Annotated in this window: 16 protein-coding genes; 6 read left to right on the forward strand and 10 right to left on the reverse strand. The window is 45.7% G+C overall.

Annotated elements, in window-relative coordinates:
- Window positions 1–16: 16 nt before the first annotated feature.
- Both ACJJIL_RS20790 and ACJJIL_RS20795 read right to left on the reverse strand, forming a co-directional pair.
- Complete coding sequence (locus tag ACJJIL_RS20790; protein ID WP_445360671.1) at window positions 17–1,954, reverse strand: ShlB/FhaC/HecB family hemolysin secretion/activation protein; 1,938 nt, start codon at window positions 1,952–1,954, stop codon at window positions 17–19.
- Between the two features lie 104 nt (window positions 1,955–2,058).
- Entirely contained in the window at window positions 2,059–4,680 is a 2,622-nt protein-coding gene (locus tag ACJJIL_RS20795) for a bifunctional serine/threonine-protein kinase/formylglycine-generating enzyme family protein (RefSeq protein WP_445360672.1), read from the reverse strand.
- Window positions 4,681–5,269: 589 nt separating this feature from the next.
- On the opposite strand from ACJJIL_RS20795, the gene ACJJIL_RS20800 reads away from it, so the two are divergent.
- The 6 genes from ACJJIL_RS20800 to ACJJIL_RS20825 all read left to right on the forward strand — a co-directional run bounded on the left by ACJJIL_RS20800 (window position 5,270) and on the right by ACJJIL_RS20825 (window position 10,589).
- Window positions 5,270–5,758, forward strand: coding sequence for an Hcp family type VI secretion system effector (locus tag ACJJIL_RS20800; RefSeq protein ID WP_413664127.1), 489 nt, complete (start codon window positions 5,270–5,272; stop codon window positions 5,756–5,758).
- A 164-nt stretch (window positions 5,759–5,922) separates the two neighbouring features.
- The gene (locus ACJJIL_RS20805) at window positions 5,923–7,830 is read left to right on the forward strand and encodes a type VI secretion system Vgr family protein (RefSeq protein ID WP_444906600.1); all 1,908 of its coding nucleotides are present in this window, start codon (window positions 5,923–5,925) and stop codon (window positions 7,828–7,830) included.
- A 13-nt stretch (window positions 7,831–7,843) separates the two neighbouring features.
- Window positions 7,844–8,422, forward strand: coding sequence for a DUF6931 family protein (locus tag ACJJIL_RS20810; protein WP_413664125.1), 579 nt, complete (start codon window positions 7,844–7,846; stop codon window positions 8,420–8,422).
- Window positions 8,423–8,425: 3 nt separating this feature from the next.
- Window positions 8,426–8,719, forward strand: coding sequence for a PAAR domain-containing contractile injection system baseplate protein (locus tag ACJJIL_RS20815; protein WP_413664124.1), 294 nt, complete (start codon window positions 8,426–8,428; stop codon window positions 8,717–8,719).
- A 59-nt stretch (window positions 8,720–8,778) separates the two neighbouring features.
- The gene (locus tag ACJJIL_RS20820) at window positions 8,779–9,195 is read left to right on the forward strand and encodes a DUF6795 domain-containing protein (protein ID WP_444895416.1); all 417 of its coding nucleotides are present in this window, start codon (window positions 8,779–8,781) and stop codon (window positions 9,193–9,195) included.
- A gap of 224 nt (window positions 9,196–9,419) precedes the next feature.
- A complete protein-coding gene (locus ACJJIL_RS20825) occupies window positions 9,420–10,589 on the forward strand; it encodes a lipase family protein (protein ID WP_444906601.1) in 1,170 nt (389 codons plus the stop codon).
- Between the two features lie 119 nt (window positions 10,590–10,708).
- Here ACJJIL_RS20825 and tssH read toward each other — a convergent pair whose 3' ends face one another.
- The 8 genes from tssH to tssA all read right to left on the reverse strand — a co-directional run bounded on the left by tssH (window position 10,709) and on the right by tssA (window position 21,798).
- A complete protein-coding gene (gene tssH / locus ACJJIL_RS20830) occupies window positions 10,709–13,378 on the reverse strand; it encodes a type VI secretion system ATPase TssH (RefSeq protein ID WP_445360673.1) in 2,670 nt (889 codons plus the stop codon).
- Between the two features lie 41 nt (window positions 13,379–13,419).
- A complete protein-coding gene (gene tssG / locus ACJJIL_RS20835) occupies window positions 13,420–14,550 on the reverse strand; it encodes a type VI secretion system baseplate subunit TssG (protein WP_444906603.1) in 1,131 nt (376 codons plus the stop codon).
- Window positions 14,514–16,343: a type VI secretion system baseplate subunit TssF gene (tssF, locus tag ACJJIL_RS20840; protein ID WP_444906604.1), complete on the reverse strand. Its 1,830-nt coding sequence runs from the start codon at window positions 16,341–16,343 to the stop codon at window positions 14,514–14,516. Before tssF ends, tssG begins: the two co-directional genes overlap by 37 nt.
- Window positions 16,343–16,816 (reverse strand): type VI secretion system baseplate subunit TssE, encoded by a 474-nt coding sequence (gene tssE / locus ACJJIL_RS20845; RefSeq protein ID WP_444895421.1) that lies wholly within the window; start codon window positions 16,814–16,816, stop codon window positions 16,343–16,345. Before tssE ends, tssF begins: the two co-directional genes overlap by 1 nt.
- A 5-nt stretch (window positions 16,817–16,821) precedes the next feature.
- Window positions 16,822–18,336, reverse strand: coding sequence for a type VI secretion system contractile sheath large subunit (gene tssC, locus ACJJIL_RS20850; protein WP_444906606.1), 1,515 nt, complete (start codon window positions 18,334–18,336; stop codon window positions 16,822–16,824).
- A gap of 107 nt (window positions 18,337–18,443) precedes the next feature.
- The gene (tssC, locus tag ACJJIL_RS20855; protein WP_413664116.1) at window positions 18,444–19,931 is read right to left on the reverse strand and encodes a type VI secretion system contractile sheath large subunit; all 1,488 of its coding nucleotides are present in this window, start codon (window positions 19,929–19,931) and stop codon (window positions 18,444–18,446) included.
- On the reverse strand, window positions 19,928–20,449 hold the full coding sequence (gene tssB, locus ACJJIL_RS20860) for a type VI secretion system contractile sheath small subunit (protein WP_413664115.1): 522 nt from the start codon (window positions 20,447–20,449) through the stop codon (window positions 19,928–19,930). Before tssB ends, tssC (ACJJIL_RS20855) begins: the two co-directional genes overlap by 4 nt.
- Before the next feature lie 44 nt (window positions 20,450–20,493).
- Window positions 20,494–21,798 (reverse strand): type VI secretion system protein TssA, encoded by a 1,305-nt coding sequence (gene tssA, locus ACJJIL_RS20865; RefSeq protein WP_444906607.1) that lies wholly within the window; start codon window positions 21,796–21,798, stop codon window positions 20,494–20,496.
- Window positions 21,799–21,932 lie beyond the last annotated feature (134 nt).

Raw genomic sequence — 21,932 nt, forward strand, 5'->3', positions numbered from 1 at the left:
AGGAAACAGTAATTATTCAGTTATAAAAAATCGAAAAGTCAGCGTAGACGGTGGGCTCGTCTTCACCAACTCCAGTATTTACTATCGAGGAGCTAGACATAATTGGCCAAGCAACAGAGACTTTACTCGAGAAACTGTCACTCCAATTCATCTTAAACAGCATTCCGCCACCGGAGAATCGAGCCCAGTCGTCCTCCACGGTATCCTCATAGTTATTCACATAGCCATATCCAACATCGGCAATCAGTGCTACTTGGAAAATGTCATTTAAACGCTGATTAAACAGGATGGGGTTCATAAATTCAGGGAAGTTTACATACCACTCTGCGGAAACAACTGCACCCATATCTGCAGAAAAATCTCTTGCGGAGAAAGCACGCACACCACTGGCTCCACCCAGTGACAATTGCTCAAATCCAGGCAGGTTGCTCTCACTATATTGGGCTCTTCCTTTTACTATCAGCCTTGAGTGGTCATCGGTAAAAGGCATAGGCAGGAAGATCAGAGAACTGGTGTTAATGGCCAGCTTATTGAAGTCATCTCCCCTTCCCGGTTCAACCGTATTTTGATGCTCACCGTACTGTGCGGTAGCACTTACTATATTCAGCATTGAAAGGAAGCCATTAGAAAGGCTATCCATATAGATGCCAACTTCCCCGCCATAAACGTGGTCACTGGTAAACTCAATAATACCCTCAAGATCTGATTTCTTTTCTGTCAGACCGAAGGATCCGGTGAAGTTAAAATCCCTAGAGCGTCGAAACTTATGATCTAAAGACAGCGCATAACTTTTGTTCACACCTGAAATTTCAAGCAAGTTAATTACGTTACCTTCATCTTCTTCATCAAAAAGATTAAAGTCATTGTGATCTGCCGATATTTCCAGGCGGGTGCGAGGGCCGAACAGAGGAAAGCTGTATCTGAACTGCCCGAGATCAGAGCCATAATAGCTGTTAGACCCTGGGTTTGACTTTAAGTACCCTAAAGTTAAAGCATCACCGATCCCTAGGGGGTTCAACCAGTCAACAGTCGCATAAACCCTTTCACTACCGGTATAGAGAGAACCGTGATTATCGGCCCTAAATGAAGCACGCCAGGAATCCGACTCACGTACTTTTAAATTAAGCTTGGTTTCACCGGGGTTGTCACCCGCACTAAAGTAGCCTGTAACGTTTAAGCCTGGCAGGTCATTAAGTAAATATAATCCTTCCTCGATATTCTCATGATTTACCAGGTGGCCACGCTGGTCTTCAAAGGGTTCTGCCAGTTTTTCGTCTGTGTACTCTTCGTTATCTTCGGCAACAACCTGCCCTAGAAGCCCCTCTTGTACCGTAAGAGTGACCACTCCATTTTCCACATCTTGAGCGGGAATTTGCACTTGGGCCAAAAACAGCCCTTGCCGACGATAGAAGCTTGTCAGTTCAGCAGCAATCTCTTCGAGATCGCCATAACTTAAGCCCCTCTCTTTATTTTGTTTTTCAATTACACTTACCAGCTTCTTAAGCTCAGCGGGCCCCAAGCCACCAGGATTAAATTGAGCATTCATATTACCCAGTAATATTGCAAGCTCTTCCAGGTTGTCTACGGTATAACCGCTAGCGAGGATTTGATCCTCTTTCATGAATTTAGCCCGAAGTTCCTCTGCCATTTCCTCTACGGTTTCTCGGGAAATACCAAATTCGGGATATTCTTCTAAACGATGAAACTTAAATTCTTTTACAGTAATCCGCGGCCCCTGATTTCTCTGGGAGATTTCAGGAATTTCTGTATTTAAGTTGGGGTCTTCAGCTTCATAAGTACGCTGGAGAAAGTCTTGGGTTACATCCACTTCATTAATAGTAGACGTATCCTGATTAAAGGCTTCCCGCACTCGGTTGCGAAAATTAGATCCATCTTCCTGGGCAAAAGCCGGCACTTGCGATACAAGAAAGCCAGCACCTATAAATAATGCCAACTTACTTTTTCCTAGCCCAAGCATATTTCCCCCAGTTTTAATCTCTTAATCTTTAATCTAACCAACTCAACTATCGTATCGATATTCGCTGGTAATTGTTTAATCTAGTTAACATCTCTAACGACACGGAAACCGGTAAACTCATCGGGCTGGCCATTATGAAGCTTCTTGGTTGTTGCCAGACAACGGCTCATTGGATCAATGCGGCTACCTCCCAAAGCGAGCAATTCGCCCTCTGTACCTAATCCCCACTCCTGGACATTACCTACAGCATTAAGCAATCCAAACCCGTTAGAGGAGCCAGCTCGGGCAGGTACTAACTCAGCACCTTTTTCAATACCGCCATACTTCAAATGACAGTTTCGATCCGCTACTTCGTCTTCCCCCCTGGCACTTGCAGCAGCAAACCACTCCTGCTCAGAAGGTAGGCGGTAGCGATAGCCGGTCTCATCACTGAGCCAGCTTAAATAAGCCTCTGCAGTTGCCAGGGATAAGTTATTTACCGGCAAGCCCGTTGCTTCTGGAGTCTGCTCTCCGCACTGACCAGCAATGCGGCAGAATTGAGCCAACTCTGTACTGCTCACCTCATATTTACCCACAGCCAGTGGCCTGCCACTCAAACCTTTAATCACCACCATTGCCGGCCCCTTGCTGCCATCCGCAAGACGGTCACGACAGGTGTAGCGATCACCACGCCGGCCGCTGCCAGGAACCAGGTGCCCACAAAAATCGAGCTTAAAGTCTTTCAATGGTTGGTATGCGGGCAGTAGAGCCCTGAATTGATCAACCAGGGCTTCCGTCTGTATCGGATCCTTGGTGCCAAGATTAGATGCGCAATTTACCAGCTCTTCGCCCACCACTGGGCGGATCTTCAAGGCTTTTGCACTATCCAGCTTTGCCAGGCTGGACAACTGTGAACCTATTGCAGTGGCACTCATGGAGAAGCTGCAGGTGAGTGCTACTTCCATATCATCGAGCACAGCATCAATCTGCTGCTGCTTTTGCGCAGCCAGGCGGCGACGCTCCGCCCGCTCTTCCGCCAGGCGGATACGCTCGGCTTCACGCTCTTCAGCGATCCGCTCCGCTTCAAGGCGAGCGCGCAGATTCTCTCTATCATTCGCCAGCTGAGTTTTGATAGCCTCAGCTTCTTTAGACTCACCATACCAGTTGGCAACCCCCGCCAGCATGACATCGGCCTGATCGAGGTTACCCAGGTTTAACTGACCGGTTGCAGCAGCCAGGAAAAGCTCTGATACCTGGCGACGGGAGGAATCCAGGAACTCTTTATCCGCAGGGTTCAGCTCAGAATACTCCTCCAACTCCAGTTGAAGATCTCGCTCCCAGGCTGGAGTCAAAATACTCAGGCCAATCAACCGGGTGATAGCCTCTTTCTTATCAGCAATACGCCTGGCCAATAGCTCCTGTTCGTGCTTGCGCTCGAGCTCGATTCTGACTCGCTCTTGCTCTACAGCATTTTGCTGCTGAAGGTGTCCATAGCCCACTACAGCACCGCCCAACAAAATGACAAACGCACTGCCTAGTACCCACTTCCAGGTATGGCTGACAAAGAACGCCTGTACAAACTTTTCTACAGTACTAGTGCGGTTTTCTCGTTTTAGCTCAAGCGCTGACTCAAGTGCGCGCCACTGCCTGCGATTAAGCCCTTTGATTCGCTTGGGCCGTAGGCCCTGCTCCATGGCTTTATCGGCAGGTGTCTTGTCATAAGGGTGGCGCCCGCAGAAGAGCTCGTAGGCAACACAACCTAACGCAAATACATCATCACTCGGTGCCGGTTCGGCTCCCTTGAGCATCTCAAGGCTCGCATATGCCGGAGTTAGAGCTCCAAGAGTGCCCGCGTCAAATACTGTCGTTTCGCCAGCTTTATTTGCAATTCCCCCTTCAGAAACAGCTCGGGCAATACCGAAGTCAAATACTTTTGCACCTTTTTTATTGGTTACAAAGATATTGCCTGGCTTAAAGTCCGAGTGAACAATTTTATGGGAGTGGGCATATATCAGGGCCTGGGAGATATCCCAAAATACCGAGCGGGCACGCTCGGGCTCCAACCCAACATCGGCATGATCGCGCAACAACTTGTCCAATGGAGCACCCTCAAGGAACTCCATTGTCATAAATACGCGATCTCCATCGCGGTCAAAATCGTAAACCGTTACGATATTAGGGTGAGCAAGCGTTTGTGACTTGCGCGCTTCCCGCTGGAGAGAAATAAAAGCATCGGGGTGCTTTTGGAAATCATCATTAAGCAGCTTGATAGCGACATAGGGCTCGCTGTCACTGGCTTCTAATTTACGGCGGTCAAGGGCTTTGTAAACTGCCCCCATTCCCCCAACACCCAGGAGTTTGTCAAGCTCAAATCGACCTTTGATTACAGTTTTGGTCACTGCATTTGAGCCGGAAGCTTCAAAGGGTTCAGGTATTACTGCCGAATCGGCAGAAACCCCACCCAAAACTTCATTGGCCCCAGCCCCACTTCCCATCCGATTAGGATTAGGGGAAGGCGCAAAGACAGTAGCATCTGAGCTAAAGCTGGCAGCAGCCGAAGGGATTACCGGTTGGGCACCTTTAACCGGGGGGTGATCATTTGCTCCAGTCTTATCCTGCTGCACAACAACGGTGATATCACCATCTTCTGTCAGCCCGCTGGTTGATTGGCCTGAGCCCGGCGGAGTGTCACTCGGCCGAACAATACGCGTCTTATCGTTCAATTCCGCCTCCATGGGAAACCATTACGACACATCCAAATCCGCAAAAACTTTGTTATTGATCTAATGGGCAAGGCAATATAGTAGGGTGCGAAGTATATCGAACAGCCTATGTGGCAACAATGAATCAATATTCAAATAAATTTGCCTTAACACGCCATCAAACTATTATTTTGATCCAGCCCCCGAAAACACTGAGTATCGCTCCGATATAAGGCTGAATTACATATTATTACAAAGCAAGCTTATCAAAAAAATACCAGTAAATGCTTTCAAATAGATATTTGACTGTCAATCAATATCCATGACTCAAACCACTTATTTATCCCCATTAGAGGTTTGTTACTTTTTAGCAATATTAAATTAGTGTCAGAGTCAATTAGGGCAAACGGGCATAAATCGTAACAGCATAAAATTGCCTCTCGAAATTAGTGCCAGAGTCGATTAAATAACTCGAAAATTAGTTTGTTTTTAGCTTTCTCTTTGTTTAAATCATCACAGTTGCCACCGCGACGACCACCTGAACTACTGCGAATCGCGGTGGTAAGGGATTAACCACCAACATCACACGCCAACTAATGAGGGACATCCCATGGCTATCTACATGAACTACAACAACAAAGCCATCAAAGGCAATGTTACTGCTTCCGGCTACGAGGACTGGATCGAAATTGACAGCTTCAACTTCGGTGTTGGCCGCGGCATTACCATGGAAGCTGGCGCCATGTCAAACCGCGAAGCTTCTCGCCCAAGCCTGAGCGAAGTAAGCTTCACCAAGCGCATCGACGCTGCTTCCGGCGGTCTGTTCAAATCTTCTGTAACCGGTGACGAAGGTGTTACCGTTGAGATCCACGTAGTACAAACCGGTGCTAACTCTGTAGAGAAGTACGCTGTTTACAAACTGGAAAACACCCTGATTTCCTCCTACAGCATCGGTGCTTCCGCTGGTGGCGCTCCGGCTGAGTCTGTATCCCTGAGCTACGCTAAAATCGAAGCGGACCTCAACCACGCAGACAAGACCAACAAGAACCCCAAAAATATGCGTGTTGGATACGACCTGGAAACAGCCAAGCCGCTGTAAGCCAGCAGAATCTGATCTGCATATACAATGGTCTGCAGGAAATTCTGCAGACCATTATTTAGCAGTTATTTAGCTGAGCGCTTATTGAGTTTTCAGCTAAATAACTGAATGTATAATAACTAGTACTATTCTCCAAGGCACCGTAGGGATAGTAGGGGCTGCCCATGACTACATTAAATCAAGATAGAAGACTGATTAAAGTCGACAGCCCGCTCGGCACGGATGCGGTAATCGCTACCAGCCTGCAAGGCGAAGAGCATATATCCAAACTCTTCCGCTATGAACTTCAGCTCCTATCCGATGACCATGCAATAAGCCAGAAAGATATCGTCGGCAAGGCTGTTACAGTTTCTGTACACCACTCAGAAACTCCTCGCTATATCAATGGTTACGTTACTCAACTGTCTCTGCGCGATGTTAACGCTGAGGGAGTGCGAAGTTATAGCGCCACAATTCAACCTGGCCTTTGGTTTACCAGCCTTGGGGGCTCCAACAGAATTTTTGAAAAGAAATCTGCTAAACAGATTCTTGAAGAAGTTTTGGGCGAGTACAGCAAAGTTATAAAGCTAAGCGTTAAATTAAATGCTGAATACATAACTCGTGAATATTGCGTGCAGTTTGATGAAAGCGATTTTGAATTCATCAATCGCCTTATGGCTGAAGAGGGTATCTCCTATTACTTCAAGCACTCAAATGGGCAACACGAACTTGTACTTTGTGATGATAGCCAGGACTTCTATGACTGTGAAAGCGAACAGATAGAGTACGATGGGAGCGGCAGTCATCCGACAAAAAATACTGTAAGTAGCTGGCAGCGAAATTTCAATTATCATGGTGGCGGATTTGAACTGAAAGATTATTGTGAGTTCACCGCAACAAAAGATAATAAGCAGCAAGTTAAAACCACCAGCCAACTAAATGATGTCAGCAATTACATGCGCGGCCTTTATGGGCTAAATCATTTTCAGGCTGACGGTGAAAATAAGCACAAATTTACAGATAGCTACCATAAGGCGCTAGCCGAGCGCTCAATGGAAGCGCAAGAAGCTTTATTTGATGTGAGCCATGGGCGCAGCGACTGCCCCTCATTCACAGCGGGCGGCCGTTTTAATTTTGACCACACAATATCGTCAGAGAAAGGGAAGTACCTGATTACTTCCGTCCATATCTCTGCTACAGACGGCAATAGTGCGGAAACACATTTCCACAATACTTTCAGTTGTATTCCGTCATCAGTAACTCCAAGACCTGAGCCAAATATTTTTGCGAAGAAAGTACACTCTCCGCAAGTCGCACGTGTCCTTGAAGTTAAGGCCACCACTTCTGACAGTTCACAAGACCCCTACACCCAAATCAAAGTGAAGTTTCCATGGAATTCACAGCAGAACAGCTGTTGGGTACGGGTGATGCAGTCATTTGCCGGAAAAAACTGGGGCGCGAACTTTGTCCCCAGAGTCAATCAAGAAGTGATTGTCACTTATATTAATGGTGACCCGGACAGACCACTGATAACCGGAGCCGTATATAACGGTGATAATCCGGGCCCCAATTACACTGCGACCCAAAGTGGCTGGAAAACTGAGTATGAAGGTAGCGCCTTTAACGAACTTCGGTTTGATGACAAAGGCGGAAGCGAAGAGCTTTATATGGAAGCCGGCAAAGACCATAACTTTGTCGTCCATAATGACCAAACAGGTAAGATAGAGAACAAACAAACCCTTGAGGTTAAGCAAGACCGGACTATTACGGTTACCGATGGCAGTGAAGTTGTCACCATCTCAAAAGGTGATCAGAAACTCAATGTCAGTAAAGGCAATCAAGTTGTCACTATCGGGTCAGGAAATCACACACTCAAGGTCAGTAAAGGTTCTCAAACTACTGATGCAATGGGTGCGATTAAAATCTCTTCCAAAGCATCTATTGAATTAAAAGTCGGCGGTAGCAGTATTAAACTGACTCCAGCTGGTATCACCATCAAAGGAACAATGCTCTCCTGTAAGGGCGACGCCACCGCAGAAGTTAAAGGTGGCGGCATGCTGACCCTGAAAGGCGGCGTAACCATGATTAACTGATGGGGATATATCAATGACAGACCTCATTAAAGTAGAAGCTCTCACCGCAGACGAGCTACTTAAGAACTTTGAAGTTAGTGACGAAGCAGAAGATCATCTGGTACCGGATACAGCACCAGAAGTCAGCATAAACCGCCTTGTGGAAGCAGGCCTATTTCCAGACGCGATCAAGTTGCTTGCTCATGGCCTACCAAAGCGGGAAGCCGTGTGGTGGGCTTGCCTCGCGGCCCGAGATATCCAAGGCCCTCAAACTGACGATGACAATGTGAATGCGCTTAATGCAGCAGAGACTTGGGCAAAAAAACCCAGTGAAGAAGCCCGCTTACGCTGCAAACTATTCGGCGATAAAACAAAACATAAAACTCCAGCGAGCTGGGCGGCTACTGCAGCGAGTTGGTGTCATGGGAGCTTAGCAGCCGAAGGTGAGCCGGTAGTAGAGCCGCCAGAACACCTTTATGCTCATGCAGTCGCAGGCAGTGTTACCCTTGCTGCCGTGCTATCTGACCCAGTCGATCCAAACAAAAGGTTCATGCGCTATATGGAGCAAGGTCTCGATCTAGCACGAGGCGGAAACGGTAGGGTTGAGGGATAAACTATGGGTAAGCCAGCTTCCCGTATTGGTGATATGCATGTATGCCCAATGGTCACCGGCACAGTACCTCATGTGGGTGGCCCAGTAGTAAGCCCAGGAGCACCCACCGTTATCATCGGTGGGATGCCTTCAGCAACCGTTGGTAGCACTTGTACCTGTGTTGGACCGCCCGATACGGTCGCCATGGGAAGTACAACGGTAATGCTGCAAAAGAAACCTGCAGCAAGAATGGGAGACACCACAGGGCATGGTGGAAAAATAGTTATTGGTTGCCCGACGGTATTAATTGGCGGCTGAAAATGTCTAGATTTCTTTTATTTATTGTAATAATACTTTCATCCACTAGCGGAGTATCTATGTCAATTTTCACAAAAGATGAGGTTTTCCTTTTTTCTCCCGTTAATGGCTATTTAACATATGAAAACTCCCCAACTCAAAATACATCAGTAAAAAGAGTAGTGGAATGTGATGGAAAAACTTATGAAGATATTACTATAACTGATAGTTACGGCCACTTTTCTTTTGAACCACTCACAAAACTAGAGAGAAATTTGCTTCCCAAAGAGTTCGTTTCTCATCAAAAAATAATAGTTAACCATAATGGAAAAGATTATTTAATTTGGGAAACAGTAAAGAGAAGCGAAGAACTGAACTCTGAACTTGAGGGTAAAAAACTAGATTTCCAATGCGAAATAACAGATGAATACAAATTTATTCATTTGACATTCAATTCTGTGGGCACCAACTGCAAACTTAAAACACAAGACAGTTAACAACCCTAAAGTATTAATCAATTACCCACATAACATCTACCACTCATAAAAATAATAAGCCTTTAACAATAAAGGCCTAATAATCAGCACGTGTGCTACGTATTAACACTTAATCATGATCAGAAAACCATCTGGTTAAGATATGTTGTATTTCATACTTATTTATCGGAGTTAATTAGCAACAAACCACCGAGGTATTTCATATCACGGTTAGGAGGATTAGGATGGGAAGTACAATTACGCATAAAGATGCTGCATTATTAGCAAGCTCAGTTTACGAAATTCAAAGCGATAAATTCACCCCGCCAACTATTGATCGTTTTAAAAACCAATGGGATTTTTCAAATCACGACGATGTCATTGACGGCAATTCAGGGACATTATGGGTTATAAAGAAAAGAACCGGTTTTGGTATCGTAGCAAACGGCAAGGGAGAGTTTGAAAATGATGTACTCGTCCTCCTGAGAGGAACAGACAATTACTTTGACTGGGCAACGGATGCAACTGTTGGATTTTCTCCTTCAGAAACAAATAGGCTTGTGCATACTGGCTTCAATAAATGCTTTGGTAGCATCTTGCCAGAGTTAAAAGAAAAAATCTCTTCCCTAGGTCATAATGTTAGAACAATCCACTGTGTTGGACACAGCCTTGGAGGGGCTCTAGCAACACTTACCAGTGAATGGTTAAAAAAATCAGGGCTATCTCCGACTAACAACATAAAACTATATACTTTCGGCAGCCCAAGAGTTGGGGCTTTAAGTTTTGTTAAACTTGTTACCAGCGAATTAAATAAAGGTAAAGATATATATCGGGTGTATCATAAAACTGATGTTGTTCCTATGGTGCCAATGTGGCCCTTTTATCATTTACCATATGGGGAGAAAGCATATTGTCTGAACAGTCCCGGGAATTCACCTTCAGGTGAATATCATAAAATGTTTAGATATATAGAGAGTGTAAATAAAGCTAGCTCTTGGGATACCATGTATGAACTAGAGCCACCCACCTCTCCATCAGAAATTGAAAATTGGCTAAAATCTGATAGTCCAATAAGCTTCACAATTAACACAATGGAAATGATCAATAAGGCCATATCTTATGTGATCTTGAAAATTCTTAAGCTAACCGGAATAGCTATACAATTCGGCATAGCCACCGGTGTAACACTGTTAGACATGCTAGCTTATGTTTTACAACAAGGGATTGATTTCTCTAAAAGTCTATCTTCTTGGGTTTATAACTTGATCAAGAAGATAATGATTATGCTAGGAATGAAGGTTAAAAAAGATATCAATCTAACATATCAGTTTATTCGATACATTCTGACCTCATTAAAGCAAAAAATTGATCTTCTTGTCGAAAAAGCAGCAAGATCAATATTTAGAGACGAATAAACTTATAAGTCACTAGAGCGAAAACTTACAATATATTTTTATTTAAAAATAAAGAATTTAATCAACACTTATACTAGTGAAGGCTTGGTGGCTTTTACACCACCTAGCCTTCACTATTATTAAACTACGCTATATGCAAACCCCCCATCCTCAGCAGCGGAGACTTTAATTGCTTTCACCTCTTCACCGCGCGCCATTTTATCCAAACATTCACTAGCCAACTCCGGCAATAATGTTTTGTTCAGAATAACTTCAATATTACGAGCACCTGTATCAGCTTCGTGACAACGAGCAACGATGTTAATCAAAACATCCTCGTCATAGCTAAAGGAAGCTCCGTAATGCTCGTGAACGCGCTTTTCAATCTTACGCATATTGATTCTGCAAATCTCTACCAGATTCTCATCATCGAGAGGGTAATAAGCAATCACATTTGCTCGACCGAGGAAAGCAGGCTTGAATTTTTGTAGCAGATGTGGGCGGATATTATCCATCAATACGTCTGGCTCAGGCTTTTCTTCTACCTGACTGAAGATAGCTCTAATTGCATCCTCCCCTGCATTGGAGGTCATAATTATTACGGTGTTCTTGAAGTCGATATCCCTTCCTTCACCGTCTTTAATGGTCCCCTTGTCAAACAGGTTATAGAAAACATCTTGTACACCTGGGTGAGCTTTCTCCATCTCATCCAATAAGATTACCGAATAAGGCTTACGGCGTGCAGCTTCGGTAAGAACACCGCCCTCTCCGTAGCCTACATAGCCGGGAGGAGAGCCCAACAGCATAGATACTTTATGCTCTTCCTTGAATTCAGCCATATTGATGGTCGTGATATTTTGCTCACCACCAAACAGCTCATCAGCCAAGGCAAGGGCAGTCTCTGTTTTACCTACACCGCTAGTACCACAGAACATAAACACACCCACCGGTTTACGCGGGTCTGTCAAGCCTGCTCGAGAAGTGCGAATTGCCTGAGCTACAGCCTCGATAGCATGGGGCTGACCAATAACACGTTTATTCAGGCGCTCTGACAAAGTTTTCACAGCAATAATTTCATCGCTAACCATCTTGCCGACAGGAATTCCAGTCCAGTTGGCAACTACTGCGGCAATAGCCTGTTCATCAACAGCTGGCTGCATTAACGGGGTATCCCCCTGGATAACCTCCAAGTCCGCAGTTAATGTTTTGAGCTGTTGCTGATAGTCGGCTAATAAGGCCTCGTCGGGTGTATCTTCACCTTCACCACCTTGGGCCTTCATAAAGTCTACATCGATCTGATCGCGGAGTTGTTGAATCTGTCCGATTAGTTCATTTTCTTTAAGTAATTGCTGTTCGAGCACTTCCAAACGCTTTTCTTCGGAAGCTTTAAACTCTTTTAGCTCTGCCAGTTGCTCCTCATGCTCACCCATTGCTGCGTTTTCACGCTCAAGTTTAGCCAGGGTAGTATTAGTGCGATCAATATTGATACGAGCATCTTCAATCGCCCCAGGAGTAGCAGACTGGCTAAGAGCGACGCGCGCGCAGGCCGTATCCAGTAAGCTAACAGACTTATCTGGCAATTGGCGCCCGGGAATATAACGATGAGATAACTTGACCGAAGCTATGATAGCTTCATCCAGGATGCGTACTTTATGGTGCTCCTCCAGCGAGGTTGCGATACCACGCATCATATCAATCGCGTTGCTCTCATCAGGCTCTTCCACTTTTACTACCTGGAATCTACGGGTCAAAGCAGGATCGCGTTCAAAATACTTCTTATATTCCGCCCAGGTTGTGGCAGCTAAAGTACGCAATTCACCACGAGCCAGTGCAGGTTTCAGGAGATTAGCCGCATCCCCCTGCCCCTCTTTACCGCCCGCGCCAATCATGGTGTGCGCTTCATCAATAAATAGAATAATTGGCGTTGCAGATGCTCGCACTTCTGAAATTACAGACTTCAAACGGTTTTCAAACTCACCTTTTACACTGGCGCCAGCCTGAAGAAGTCCCAAGTCAAGCGTGCGTACGGCTACACCGCGCAATGGCTCAGGTACATCACCACTAGCTATTCGAAGAGCAAAGCCTTCAACGACGGCAGTTTTACCAACACCTGCTTCACCAGTCAGGATCGGATTATTTTGACGCCGGCGAGTTAAGATATCGATACATTGGCGTATTTCCTCATCACGACCAAGTACAGGGTCAATCTCTCCCTTCTTCGCTCTTTCAGTTAGGTTGATTGTATATTTGTCCAAAGCTGGAGCTTTAGAAGCAGCTGCAGCAACTGCAGCTGCGCCATCATCCATATCCTCCGTAGCGCTAATATGGCTAGACTCTCCACTTTGTCCAAACATTGCACGAGCGGTTTCGCGAATCGATTCTGGAGCTATCTCTTTCAGTTCTGGGCAGGATTCTAAAATCTGGCGACGAGAAGTTTCTTCCAGTAAAAGCGCAGCCAAAAAGTGTCCGGAACTGATTGCTCTATGTCCATAATCAATAGAAGCCAGCATCCAAGCATTCTTCGCTGCTTCTACGATAGTTGGGGACAGGGCTGGTGGACGGCTGCTGCCGGCCCGAAATCCAGCAATCGCTGTAGCCAGCTGCTTGGCAAAATTTGCTGGATTACAGTCGTGTTTTTCCAACAGATGGTAAAGGTCAGTATCAGACTGATCCAAAAGTTTCAGTAACCAATGCTCTAATTCAACATTGTACTGGTTCTGTGACAGACAAAGCCCAGCAGCGCCCTCTAGTGAGTCACGCATATGCGGAGTCATGGTATCAACCAATCGCTTCAAATCGATATTGATCACGTTGAATATCCTTTCCTAAATAATAATGTTGTTAATTTTACTTATGCAGCAGGTAAAGCTTCATCAGGTGAAATATTGTCTGCACTTAAGGTTATTTGTACTAACCTTTCACCATCTTGTTCACTAGCCATGTGAGTATTCCATCCCAGTAAAGGTTCATTCTCAGCTTTTCTATTTAGCTGGATAGGTGCCACCTGGCTGGTTGAAAGTGTCACCGACAACTCAAAATCCAATTCGATACCAGCACTAAAGCGAATAAACTCCTTAAGCGATTCCAACTTTTTCGTACCCGGAGCAATAGTCATAAATTGCTCATAAGGCATTGACTCAATAATTACCTGAAATTTATTCTGGGCTTGGAAGCAGTGCGTACCCAGAATGGTATTTACTCCCAAGCAATTATTAATACCCTTCGGCACCTGAGCACTGGGCAGTCGGCACAAGATATCATCCGGTAACTCATCCCACTGTCCCTGGAATTGTTCAATACTTACCGTTAAATCAAAATAATGCTTGATCATGCTGGATAAAGCGGTAGCGGAACAACGTCCACTGGAAAGGTGTCCTCCCATTCCAACTAGTGCTTCATCCGGTATCGGCATTCGATAGCGCATTTCATTTGTACCAAGCCCTGCAAGGGACGCAAGAGCCTGGGTAAACTTGTCTGGCTCTCGAGAATTCTGCAGGCGTTGCCGCTCATAATTCACAGGCAACTGGTATTTATGCCAAGCTTGATAAAAAAGGGAAATACTTCGGTGATTAAACATATCCAGAAAATCACGCAGCGCCGTATTGTTCTCCCTAAGCTCCCTCTGCACTAACTCTGTCAGGTAATAGGGCATCACCCCCTGACTACCGATTAACCCTGTAAAACCCACCTCCATATGCCACTGATGAGTCTCATTTTCATCGGGCTCTTCATGTTCAACGCTTTTCTTCTCTAGACGTAAAACATCCGAGCTGACAAAAGACAACCCAGATTGAGCACTAAACCGAATCAGCTCTTTAGTCGGAGGGGCAGCGCTAGCTATAGGTTCTTTACTGAAACCTGTACCTGCCAGATGTACTGCACGCTCTACCAGCCTTACCGCTTGAAAAAAATCAAAGTTATAAGGCTCTCGGCGTAAACGCTCAATTACAGTAAAGCTTTTTCGCCGGCGCGAGGTGGCCATCGCTTCAACTCCCCATCTCGACCACTCATAGTGGCAATCAGTTTTGTAAATGAATTAATTGAACAGTATAAGCCCAGGAAACGCTCTATGATGCTAGCAAATAACAATGGACTTGTTCCTGTTAACATCATGGAATCAAGTTCAATCTCAACTTCTGTGCCGCGACATAAAACTACACTTTGATCAATCTGAATCGGAGCAGTAACCGGTTTAGTATTAAGCTTTAACAATGACTCGATTAAATTACGCGTACTAGCAGAGTCACGGAAGTCATAAAGCCTAAAAATTTCTTTTAACGCATTACATCCCTCTGCACCTGATAGAGAAAGATGATTTAAGTTAAGGTGAGAAATTAACCTCCAATACCCTCGCTCTCGTCGAGGCGGTCGTATAGTTGCCGTTGGGGAAACCACACAACTAATTCGGCTAACTGGCAAATCACCGTCAACAACCTCTAAATAAGGCTGGGCGCTACCACTAGGTAATTTTTTGGCTAGATTTCGATTACAGCAGGTTAACTTAATATCTAATGTCTGATCACTAATTCTATGCGGATTAAAGTCCAGATCGACTAAGCTTATATCAATCTCAGATGCTTGTTCATTCCGATGCTCTCCTTCGATCACATCTCTGCGACGACTAAACCAAAATGCAGATTGATCAGCATGATGTTGACTGTGTCGAATTCCATAGAAAGGCCGGTAACTGGTTGTCTCTCCATCACCATTAGTTGCCGCAACTTCATCCACTGAGTATATTTCTAAGCCATCACTCCTGCGGGCATCAGGGACCACATGGTAACTATACTGCGAGTGATTAAGTGGAATAGGATCTGCACTTTGTTTAAATAAATTAACAACCGGAGCACAGCCCAAAGCAAACATGCTTGGAGAAATCTGTTTTTCCAACTCCTCATGAGTTTCGGATAAATAAAAATACAGATTTAACGTGTCGTCAAAGCTCTCGTTTAACGCCTCACCAATGTTCAACATATCCAAGAAAAGGAACTTTTCTGGAAAAGCAAAATATTCAGTTAGGAGTCGATATCCTACGAATGCGGTATCAGGATATGGCAATAAACCCTCATCTGGACTTAGCCCCACTTGACATATTTCATCCGGAGAGAGAAAAGTTGGCTTTGGATCACTCTCCCCATTGGCAACAACCAACCTTACACACTTACTTAGTAGCAAGTCATATAAACTATAGATATGAGATGGTTGGCCACGAAGGAAAAAGCGGAGACTCTCAGGGTTTAGCTCAGAAAATTTTATGCTTGGGCTAAAAGTTTTAAGGGATAATTTTAAAACTGCATTAGCGCCCTGAATGTCATTACAGCCCGGAGCGATAAATGGCCTTGGCATCAGGGTGGCACTCACCGCCTGAAATGGGCAAATTTCTGCTGGATAACAAGTTGTAAAGCGGCAGGTTTGCCCTTGAAAGCTGTCACTTTCGAGTAACGTCTTCGTTTCTACCCGGGTTATCGCATCCAAATCCTTTTCCGGTTCAAACTGAACAATGGCACAAGAAGGAATTGGACGAAGATAATGAGGATACAGAGTTTCCAGCATTGCATCCGTTAACTCCGGAAAATCATCACTCAGCTTTTGCTGCACCCGAGCATTCATGTAAGCGAAGCCGGACAACAGTCGCCCTACTAAAGGATCATCAACTGTGTCTGCATCCAGCTGAAGTCGGGATGCGGCAGCTGGGTGCATCTTTGCAAATTCAGCAGAAGTTTGCTGAATGAATGCGAGCTCTCGCTCGTAGAGATCTATTAATTTTTCACTCATCACATAATCTCAGAGACATCCACCAGCTGGGTAACTGGGTTGAGTGCCGAATCAAATACAATAACTTCCGACGCTGGATTTACATGTAATACAGCTTCAACACGAAAGCGTATACTAGGATCTTCGACATCCACTTTGTCTTGGGTGGTTACTTTTACCGAACGTATTCTGGGCTCAAAATTTAAAATTGTTTTTTCAATATCTCGACAAAACTGTTTTCGGCTAGCGGCAGAGGAAAGATTGACTGTTGATAGGTCTGGTAACCCGTAGTTAATATTTGACTGCTCTAAACTTTCATGAGTTGAAGGTGCGGAAATACATTTAAATCTTGTATTGAACAAGTATTCCAAATCACGACGCACCCCTTCACGCAACTGCCTCAACACTTGATGGGATTGATGTACATCCAATTTACTAGATGATTGTAATAATCGATCCAATACCGGGGCCAATAATCGCTTCTCTCTAACCATATTAATTAGGTAGCTCCGACGCCGATTGTTGCCAATGCGGTTGTAAGTTTTAGCTCGGATACAAGATGGTCAACGGTGTAATGACTCTTGAGATGAATCACACTTTGATAGCTACCCGCCTTGCCTGGTTCATCCGTTACTTGCACCCGAGACTCCCGTAGAGGGTATCGAGCCTGCATTTCCCAGGAAAGGTCATCCCTTCCCGTTGTGTATTCATCCAACCAATGCTGCAACTGCCGTTCGCAATCTGCAGCATTCATATAGGCACCCACCTTATCCCTTATCATTACCTTGATATAATGAGCAAATCGAGATGCGCAAAGTATTTGTTGTAACATAGAGCTAATACGCGCATTAGCCGTGGCTGCTTTAGATGTGTATTGCTTCGGCCTTTGAAGTGATGGAACACTATTAAAGGCGCTGTAAGGAGTATCGTAACAATGACTCAAGCATACATACCCTAAGTCACTTAAATCCCGCTCAGCAAAATCAGTTACCAAAATTGAAGTGGCCATTCGGATCATGCCAGGAGTACTATCTGGCCTATAAGGCACCATTGGAAGCTGGGTTACCAGCCCTCCGCCCAGATGGTCACGTGCAACCCCTCTAATATGTGAAAACCAGCCAACTTCACTAAACTCTCTTAACAGTACGGCACCCAATGCAAAGCAGGCATTCCCCCATAAATAATTCTGGTTATGGGATGCCCGTACCTGCTCCTGAAACCTCAAACCACGATAGGATGAAAATTCCTGATTATAAGGTTCTCTCATCAAAACTTGAGGAAGTGTCAAAGCGATAAATCGGCTGTCTTCCAGATCCCGAAGGCCATTCCACCGAATGTATTCTTTTTGACGGAACACTTCTGAAAAATTGATAGGCTTTGCTAGATCCGAAAAGTTGTCTACACCAAAAAGTTGCGGTGCTGATGCACAAACAAACGGGGCAAAGGCTGCGGCTGCAGTATGCGCGATGCCCTGCAAAGTAAATACATCATCATAAGGGTGGTCAGGCAGCGGCCGATGGGATACATAGTAATCTCCAAGTAACAAACCAAATGGCTCGCCGCCTGGAGTACCAAACTCTTCATTATATATAAGATGAAACAGCCCAGATTGGTCAAAATCCGGGGCCCGCTCTATATCCTTCGCGAGGTCTTTCCAGCTGGCATCCAAGAGTTTGATTTTAATATTTTCAGCGTGGGGTGTATCAAACACCAATAAGGATATCCCCCGCCAGCTCGCTTCAAGTCTCTGAAACTTCTGGTGATGAATTATACAATTCAGCTGGTCACAGATTAGTTCGTCCAACTCGGCGATAATTCGACTCAGATAATGGCGAACGGAATAATTATCCCTATTTGTACAGGGGGATAATTCTGTGAGCCAATATTCAAATGCAAAAAGATCATCCGGTTCCTGCAGAAATTTATGTAGCTCTCTCTGCTGCCCTCTCGCCAATTTCTCCGGTAGAACATCTGATTGATCTTCCGATATTTGGTCATGTGCTGCACGGGGCACCGGTATACTCCAACAAGAATTATTATTTGAATAAATAATGGTAAAACGCAGGCCTTGAACAAGGCCATGTGAAGAGAGAACCCGCCCCTAGAGGCGGGCCCGGAGCCTTATCCCGCAGATGGGATATTTGCCACCATACGCAAGGACGTCGTCAATTCTTCCATCTGTAACCAGGGTCTCAGATAGGCAATCGCACTGTAACATCCAGGCTGACCCGGAATCTCTTTTACTTCTACTCGCGCCTCAGAAAGCGGGTACTTCGCTTTCATTTCAGGGCTCGCGTCGGGGTTGGAGTTAGTGTACTGGGAGATCCACTTGTTCAACCAGCGCTCACAATCACCAGCTTCCATAAAGGAACCCACTTTATCGCGAGCCATTACCTTGAGGTAATGTGCAATACGAGAGGTCGCCATCAAATAAGGCAAGCGAGCAGAAATAGCTGCGTTAGCAGTGGCGTCAGGGTCATCGTATGCCTTCGCCTTTTGCGCACTTTGAGCACCAAAGAATACCGAGTAATCCGTATTCTTGTAGTGACACAGAGGCAAGAAGCCTTGAGCGCTTAACTCCGCTTCACGGCGATCGGTAATACCAATCTCTGTGGGGCATTTCTGATCGAGATCCCCATCGTCACTCTTGAACACGTGAGATGGCAATCCTTCTACTTTACCACCACCCTCAGCACCGCGAATTGCAGTACACCAGGAGTTCTCAGCGAATGCTTGAGTCATGGTGGTGCCCATAACATAAGAAGCATTCATCCAGCAGTATTGATCGTGCTCTGCTGGACGGGAAACGCCGTCTTCATCCACTTCAAACTCTTCAAAGTCAAAAGCTTCAATCGGCTTGGTGTTAGCACCATAAGGGGTACGGGCCAGGGTACGCGGCATTACCAAGGTGACAAAACGGGAGTCGTCACTGTCACGGAAACTGCGCCACTTGATGTACTCGGCGGATTCAAAAATACCACCCAGATCTCTCGGCTTGGAAAGTTCCGTGTAGTCATCAAAACCAAACATGCCGGCACCGGCAGCTGCAACAAACGGACAGAAGCCAGCCGCAGCAACATTAGACATCTTGCTCAGAAGCTCGATATCCTCAGGGTGGCTGGTGAACTCGAAATCCCCGATCATTACGCCGTATGGCTCACCACCCGCAGTACCAAACTCTTCTTCATAGATTTTTTTGAAGGTCTGGCTCTGGTCGAACTCAACTGCCTTATCCAGGTCGCGGAAGAGCTCGCGCTTGCTCAGATTGAGCATGCGGATTTTCATGGTAGCGCCAGTTTCCGAGTTCATGACCAGATGATTCAGACCACGCCATGATCCTTCCAGCTTCTGGAATTTCTCGTCATGCAAAATCGCAGACAGCTGCTGGGACATGGCCTTATCAATCGCGCTAACAGCTTTCTTGATGGTCTGGGTCAGGTTGCGATCCCAGGTGACCGTCCCTTTCATTACTTGCTCTGTCAAATTCGCAAGCAAGTCTTGTGCTTCTTGAGGCTCAGTTTGTTTAGTTGCCGCAATCGCCTGATCTAGGAGACTCGCCGATTGCTCTTCAGCTTCACTTCCTGCAACATTTTCTACTTCAGTGCTCATTCTGAGTCCTCTCCTTTATCCTCATTCAAGCCCAACTGGTCAGAGATAGCGCTGACGTTTTCTGTGCTCTTGAGAATATCCTCAAGTACTTTTTCAAGCTCCTCAGAACGATCAGCTTTACTCAGCAGATCACGCAGCTTGCTACGGGCTTCAAGCAATTGCTTTAGTGGCTCAACCTGCTCAACAATCTGCTCCGGCGAGAAGGCGTCCATGTTGTTGAAGTCGAGATCAACAGCCATCTTGCTACCGTCACCAGTCAGGGTGTTTTCCACCTGCAAGTTCAACTTTGGGTTTACTTTACCCATTACGTCGTTGAAGTTATCGCGGTCAATTTGGATAAACTTACGATCTTTCAGTGCCTTGCGATTCTCGGCATTATCACCAGAGTAATCACCCATAACACCCGCCACAAAAGGAAGCTCCTTTTTGACTTCGGCTCCGTTAGTTTCAACATCGTAAGTGATATGTACACGCGGCTTACGCACGCGCTTAAGTTTGTTGTGGATGCTTTCAGACATCTAAGGTCTCCTTTCCGACTTTAGGGACTGCTGTTCTCAGTTAATTACCAACCAGTGCTGGCTTCTTCTTGCGGTTGCTCACCCCAACCTTCATCAGAGACTGGCGCGGATACACTTTCAGTAGGTGTATCTGCGGCAACCGCAGGAGCTGATGACGTGCCACTTGTAGTCACTGGTGGGGTTATATATTTTTGTGTATCCGTGCCATCGAGACGAACTCCCGTCAACTGGGAGTAAAGCGCCTTCGACTGATCATCAGGTAGCAATTCAGACATCAATTGTGAAACGGTCATTCGTCCCCAGCCTATCAGCCTCTCCAGGCCGGGCGCCAGCGGCGTATGCGGCTCATAGGTACGAAAATACTTTGCCGCCTGCTCAAGCAATTTTAAGGCATCTTCTCTGGACACTACCGGACCGGTAGGGACAGCTACAGCAGAGGCAGCCACAGAAGTAACCGCTGCTGCAGCTGCATTTCCAGCTTGAACTTCCCCAGCAGGCACTTCTGATGATTCAGGCGCCACATCTTCTTGAGTCTGCTCCATAGACTCCAAGTGCGTCTTATAAATAAAACGGCTTGTCCGCAACACCTCATCCAATAGAGATGAAATATTCGTGGATGGGGGGGCATCATGGCCGCAGCTTTGTCGCAGGCTATCATTTATGGTCTTAAAGTGCCCCAGCGCTGCCTCGATTGTCTGGACGAGGTTTTGAGCCCATTCACCACTCGCACTGTTTACACATTGATCAATCTGCTCAAGGTTGTAACCCAGTGTTTCTATTCGAGCAGCCTTGGCATCGTCATCTGCAATTCTGTCAGCATCCCGAGCCTGTTGGAATTGGAAGAATGAATAGTCCCCATAATCCCCTTCGGGAGTAATACCGGCACTGCGAATAGGCATTAGCAAGGTGCCATCACCACCATCACCATTCAAACCTGTCAGGGGTGCTACTTTTGTCTCAAGGCCGTCTTCGTCTGGTAAGGGATACAGACCTTCCCAATATTGCTCTACTAACGAGTCGATCACCTGCAGGCCATCTCTCAAGCCAATAAAGCCATGTAAGCGAATCAAGGCCTCGGTATACCAGCTGGCAACCTCCAAGTCCTTACTCTTTTTCCCTAGGATATTTTCTGCAGCTTTTGCTACATCCCTCCAAGGTGCAAGTAGGTCTGTGTCTGCATCATCGAACATTGCGGAGCGTTCAGCAGCTCTTGCACTGTTGCGAGCATCTTTGATCGAGTAATAATCAGAAGTTGGCGAACGATCTTCTCGGATATCTTCCCCTACGGGATTATCCTCTGAGATTGGAGCAACTAATTCATCGATATTTATCGTGTTTGGGAATGCCATCAAAAAAGGCCCTTATACCGAATCAAATCCTTTAATCAGAATTCTGAGAAGAGTACACGTTGTAGATATCTAATCAAGGCAAATAATGCGCTTGGTACCTATTACTTTAAAAAACATGTTCAGTTGACAATTTT

Source organism: Microbulbifer maximicatervae (SeqCode), from assembly GCF_052468095.1.

Excerpts from the sequence above, each read along its gene's own strand:
- tssA (WP_444906607.1), bottom strand. The coding sequence starts at position 21,798 with ATGGCATTCCCAAACACGATAAATATCGATGAATTAGTTGCTCCAATC.
- tssC (WP_413664116.1), bottom strand. The coding sequence starts at position 19,931 with ATGAGCACTGAAGTAGAAAATGTTGCAGGAAGTGAAGCTGAAGAGCAA.
- ACJJIL_RS20805 (WP_444906600.1), top strand. The coding sequence starts at position 5,923 with ATGACTACATTAAATCAAGATAGAAGACTGATTAAAGTCGACAGCCCG.
- tssE (WP_444895421.1), bottom strand. The coding sequence starts at position 16,816 with ATGGTTAGAGAGAAGCGATTATTGGCCCCGGTATTGGATCGATTATTA.
- tssB (WP_413664115.1), bottom strand. The coding sequence starts at position 20,449 with ATGTCTGAAAGCATCCACAACAAACTTAAGCGCGTGCGTAAGCCGCGT.
- ACJJIL_RS20825 (WP_444906601.1), top strand. The coding sequence starts at position 9,420 with ATGGGAAGTACAATTACGCATAAAGATGCTGCATTATTAGCAAGCTCA.
- tssF (WP_444906604.1), bottom strand. The coding sequence starts at position 16,343 with ATGAGTGAAAAATTAATAGATCTCTACGAGCGAGAGCTCGCATTCATT.
- ACJJIL_RS20800 (WP_413664127.1), top strand. The coding sequence starts at position 5,270 with ATGGCTATCTACATGAACTACAACAACAAAGCCATCAAAGGCAATGTT.
- ACJJIL_RS20810 (WP_413664125.1), top strand. The coding sequence starts at position 7,844 with ATGACAGACCTCATTAAAGTAGAAGCTCTCACCGCAGACGAGCTACTT.
- ACJJIL_RS20815 (WP_413664124.1), top strand. The coding sequence starts at position 8,426 with ATGGGTAAGCCAGCTTCCCGTATTGGTGATATGCATGTATGCCCAATG.
- ACJJIL_RS20820 (WP_444895416.1), top strand. The coding sequence starts at position 8,779 with ATGTCAATTTTCACAAAAGATGAGGTTTTCCTTTTTTCTCCCGTTAAT.
- tssG (WP_444906603.1), bottom strand. The coding sequence starts at position 14,550 with ATGGCCACCTCGCGCCGGCGAAAAAGCTTTACTGTAATTGAGCGTTTA.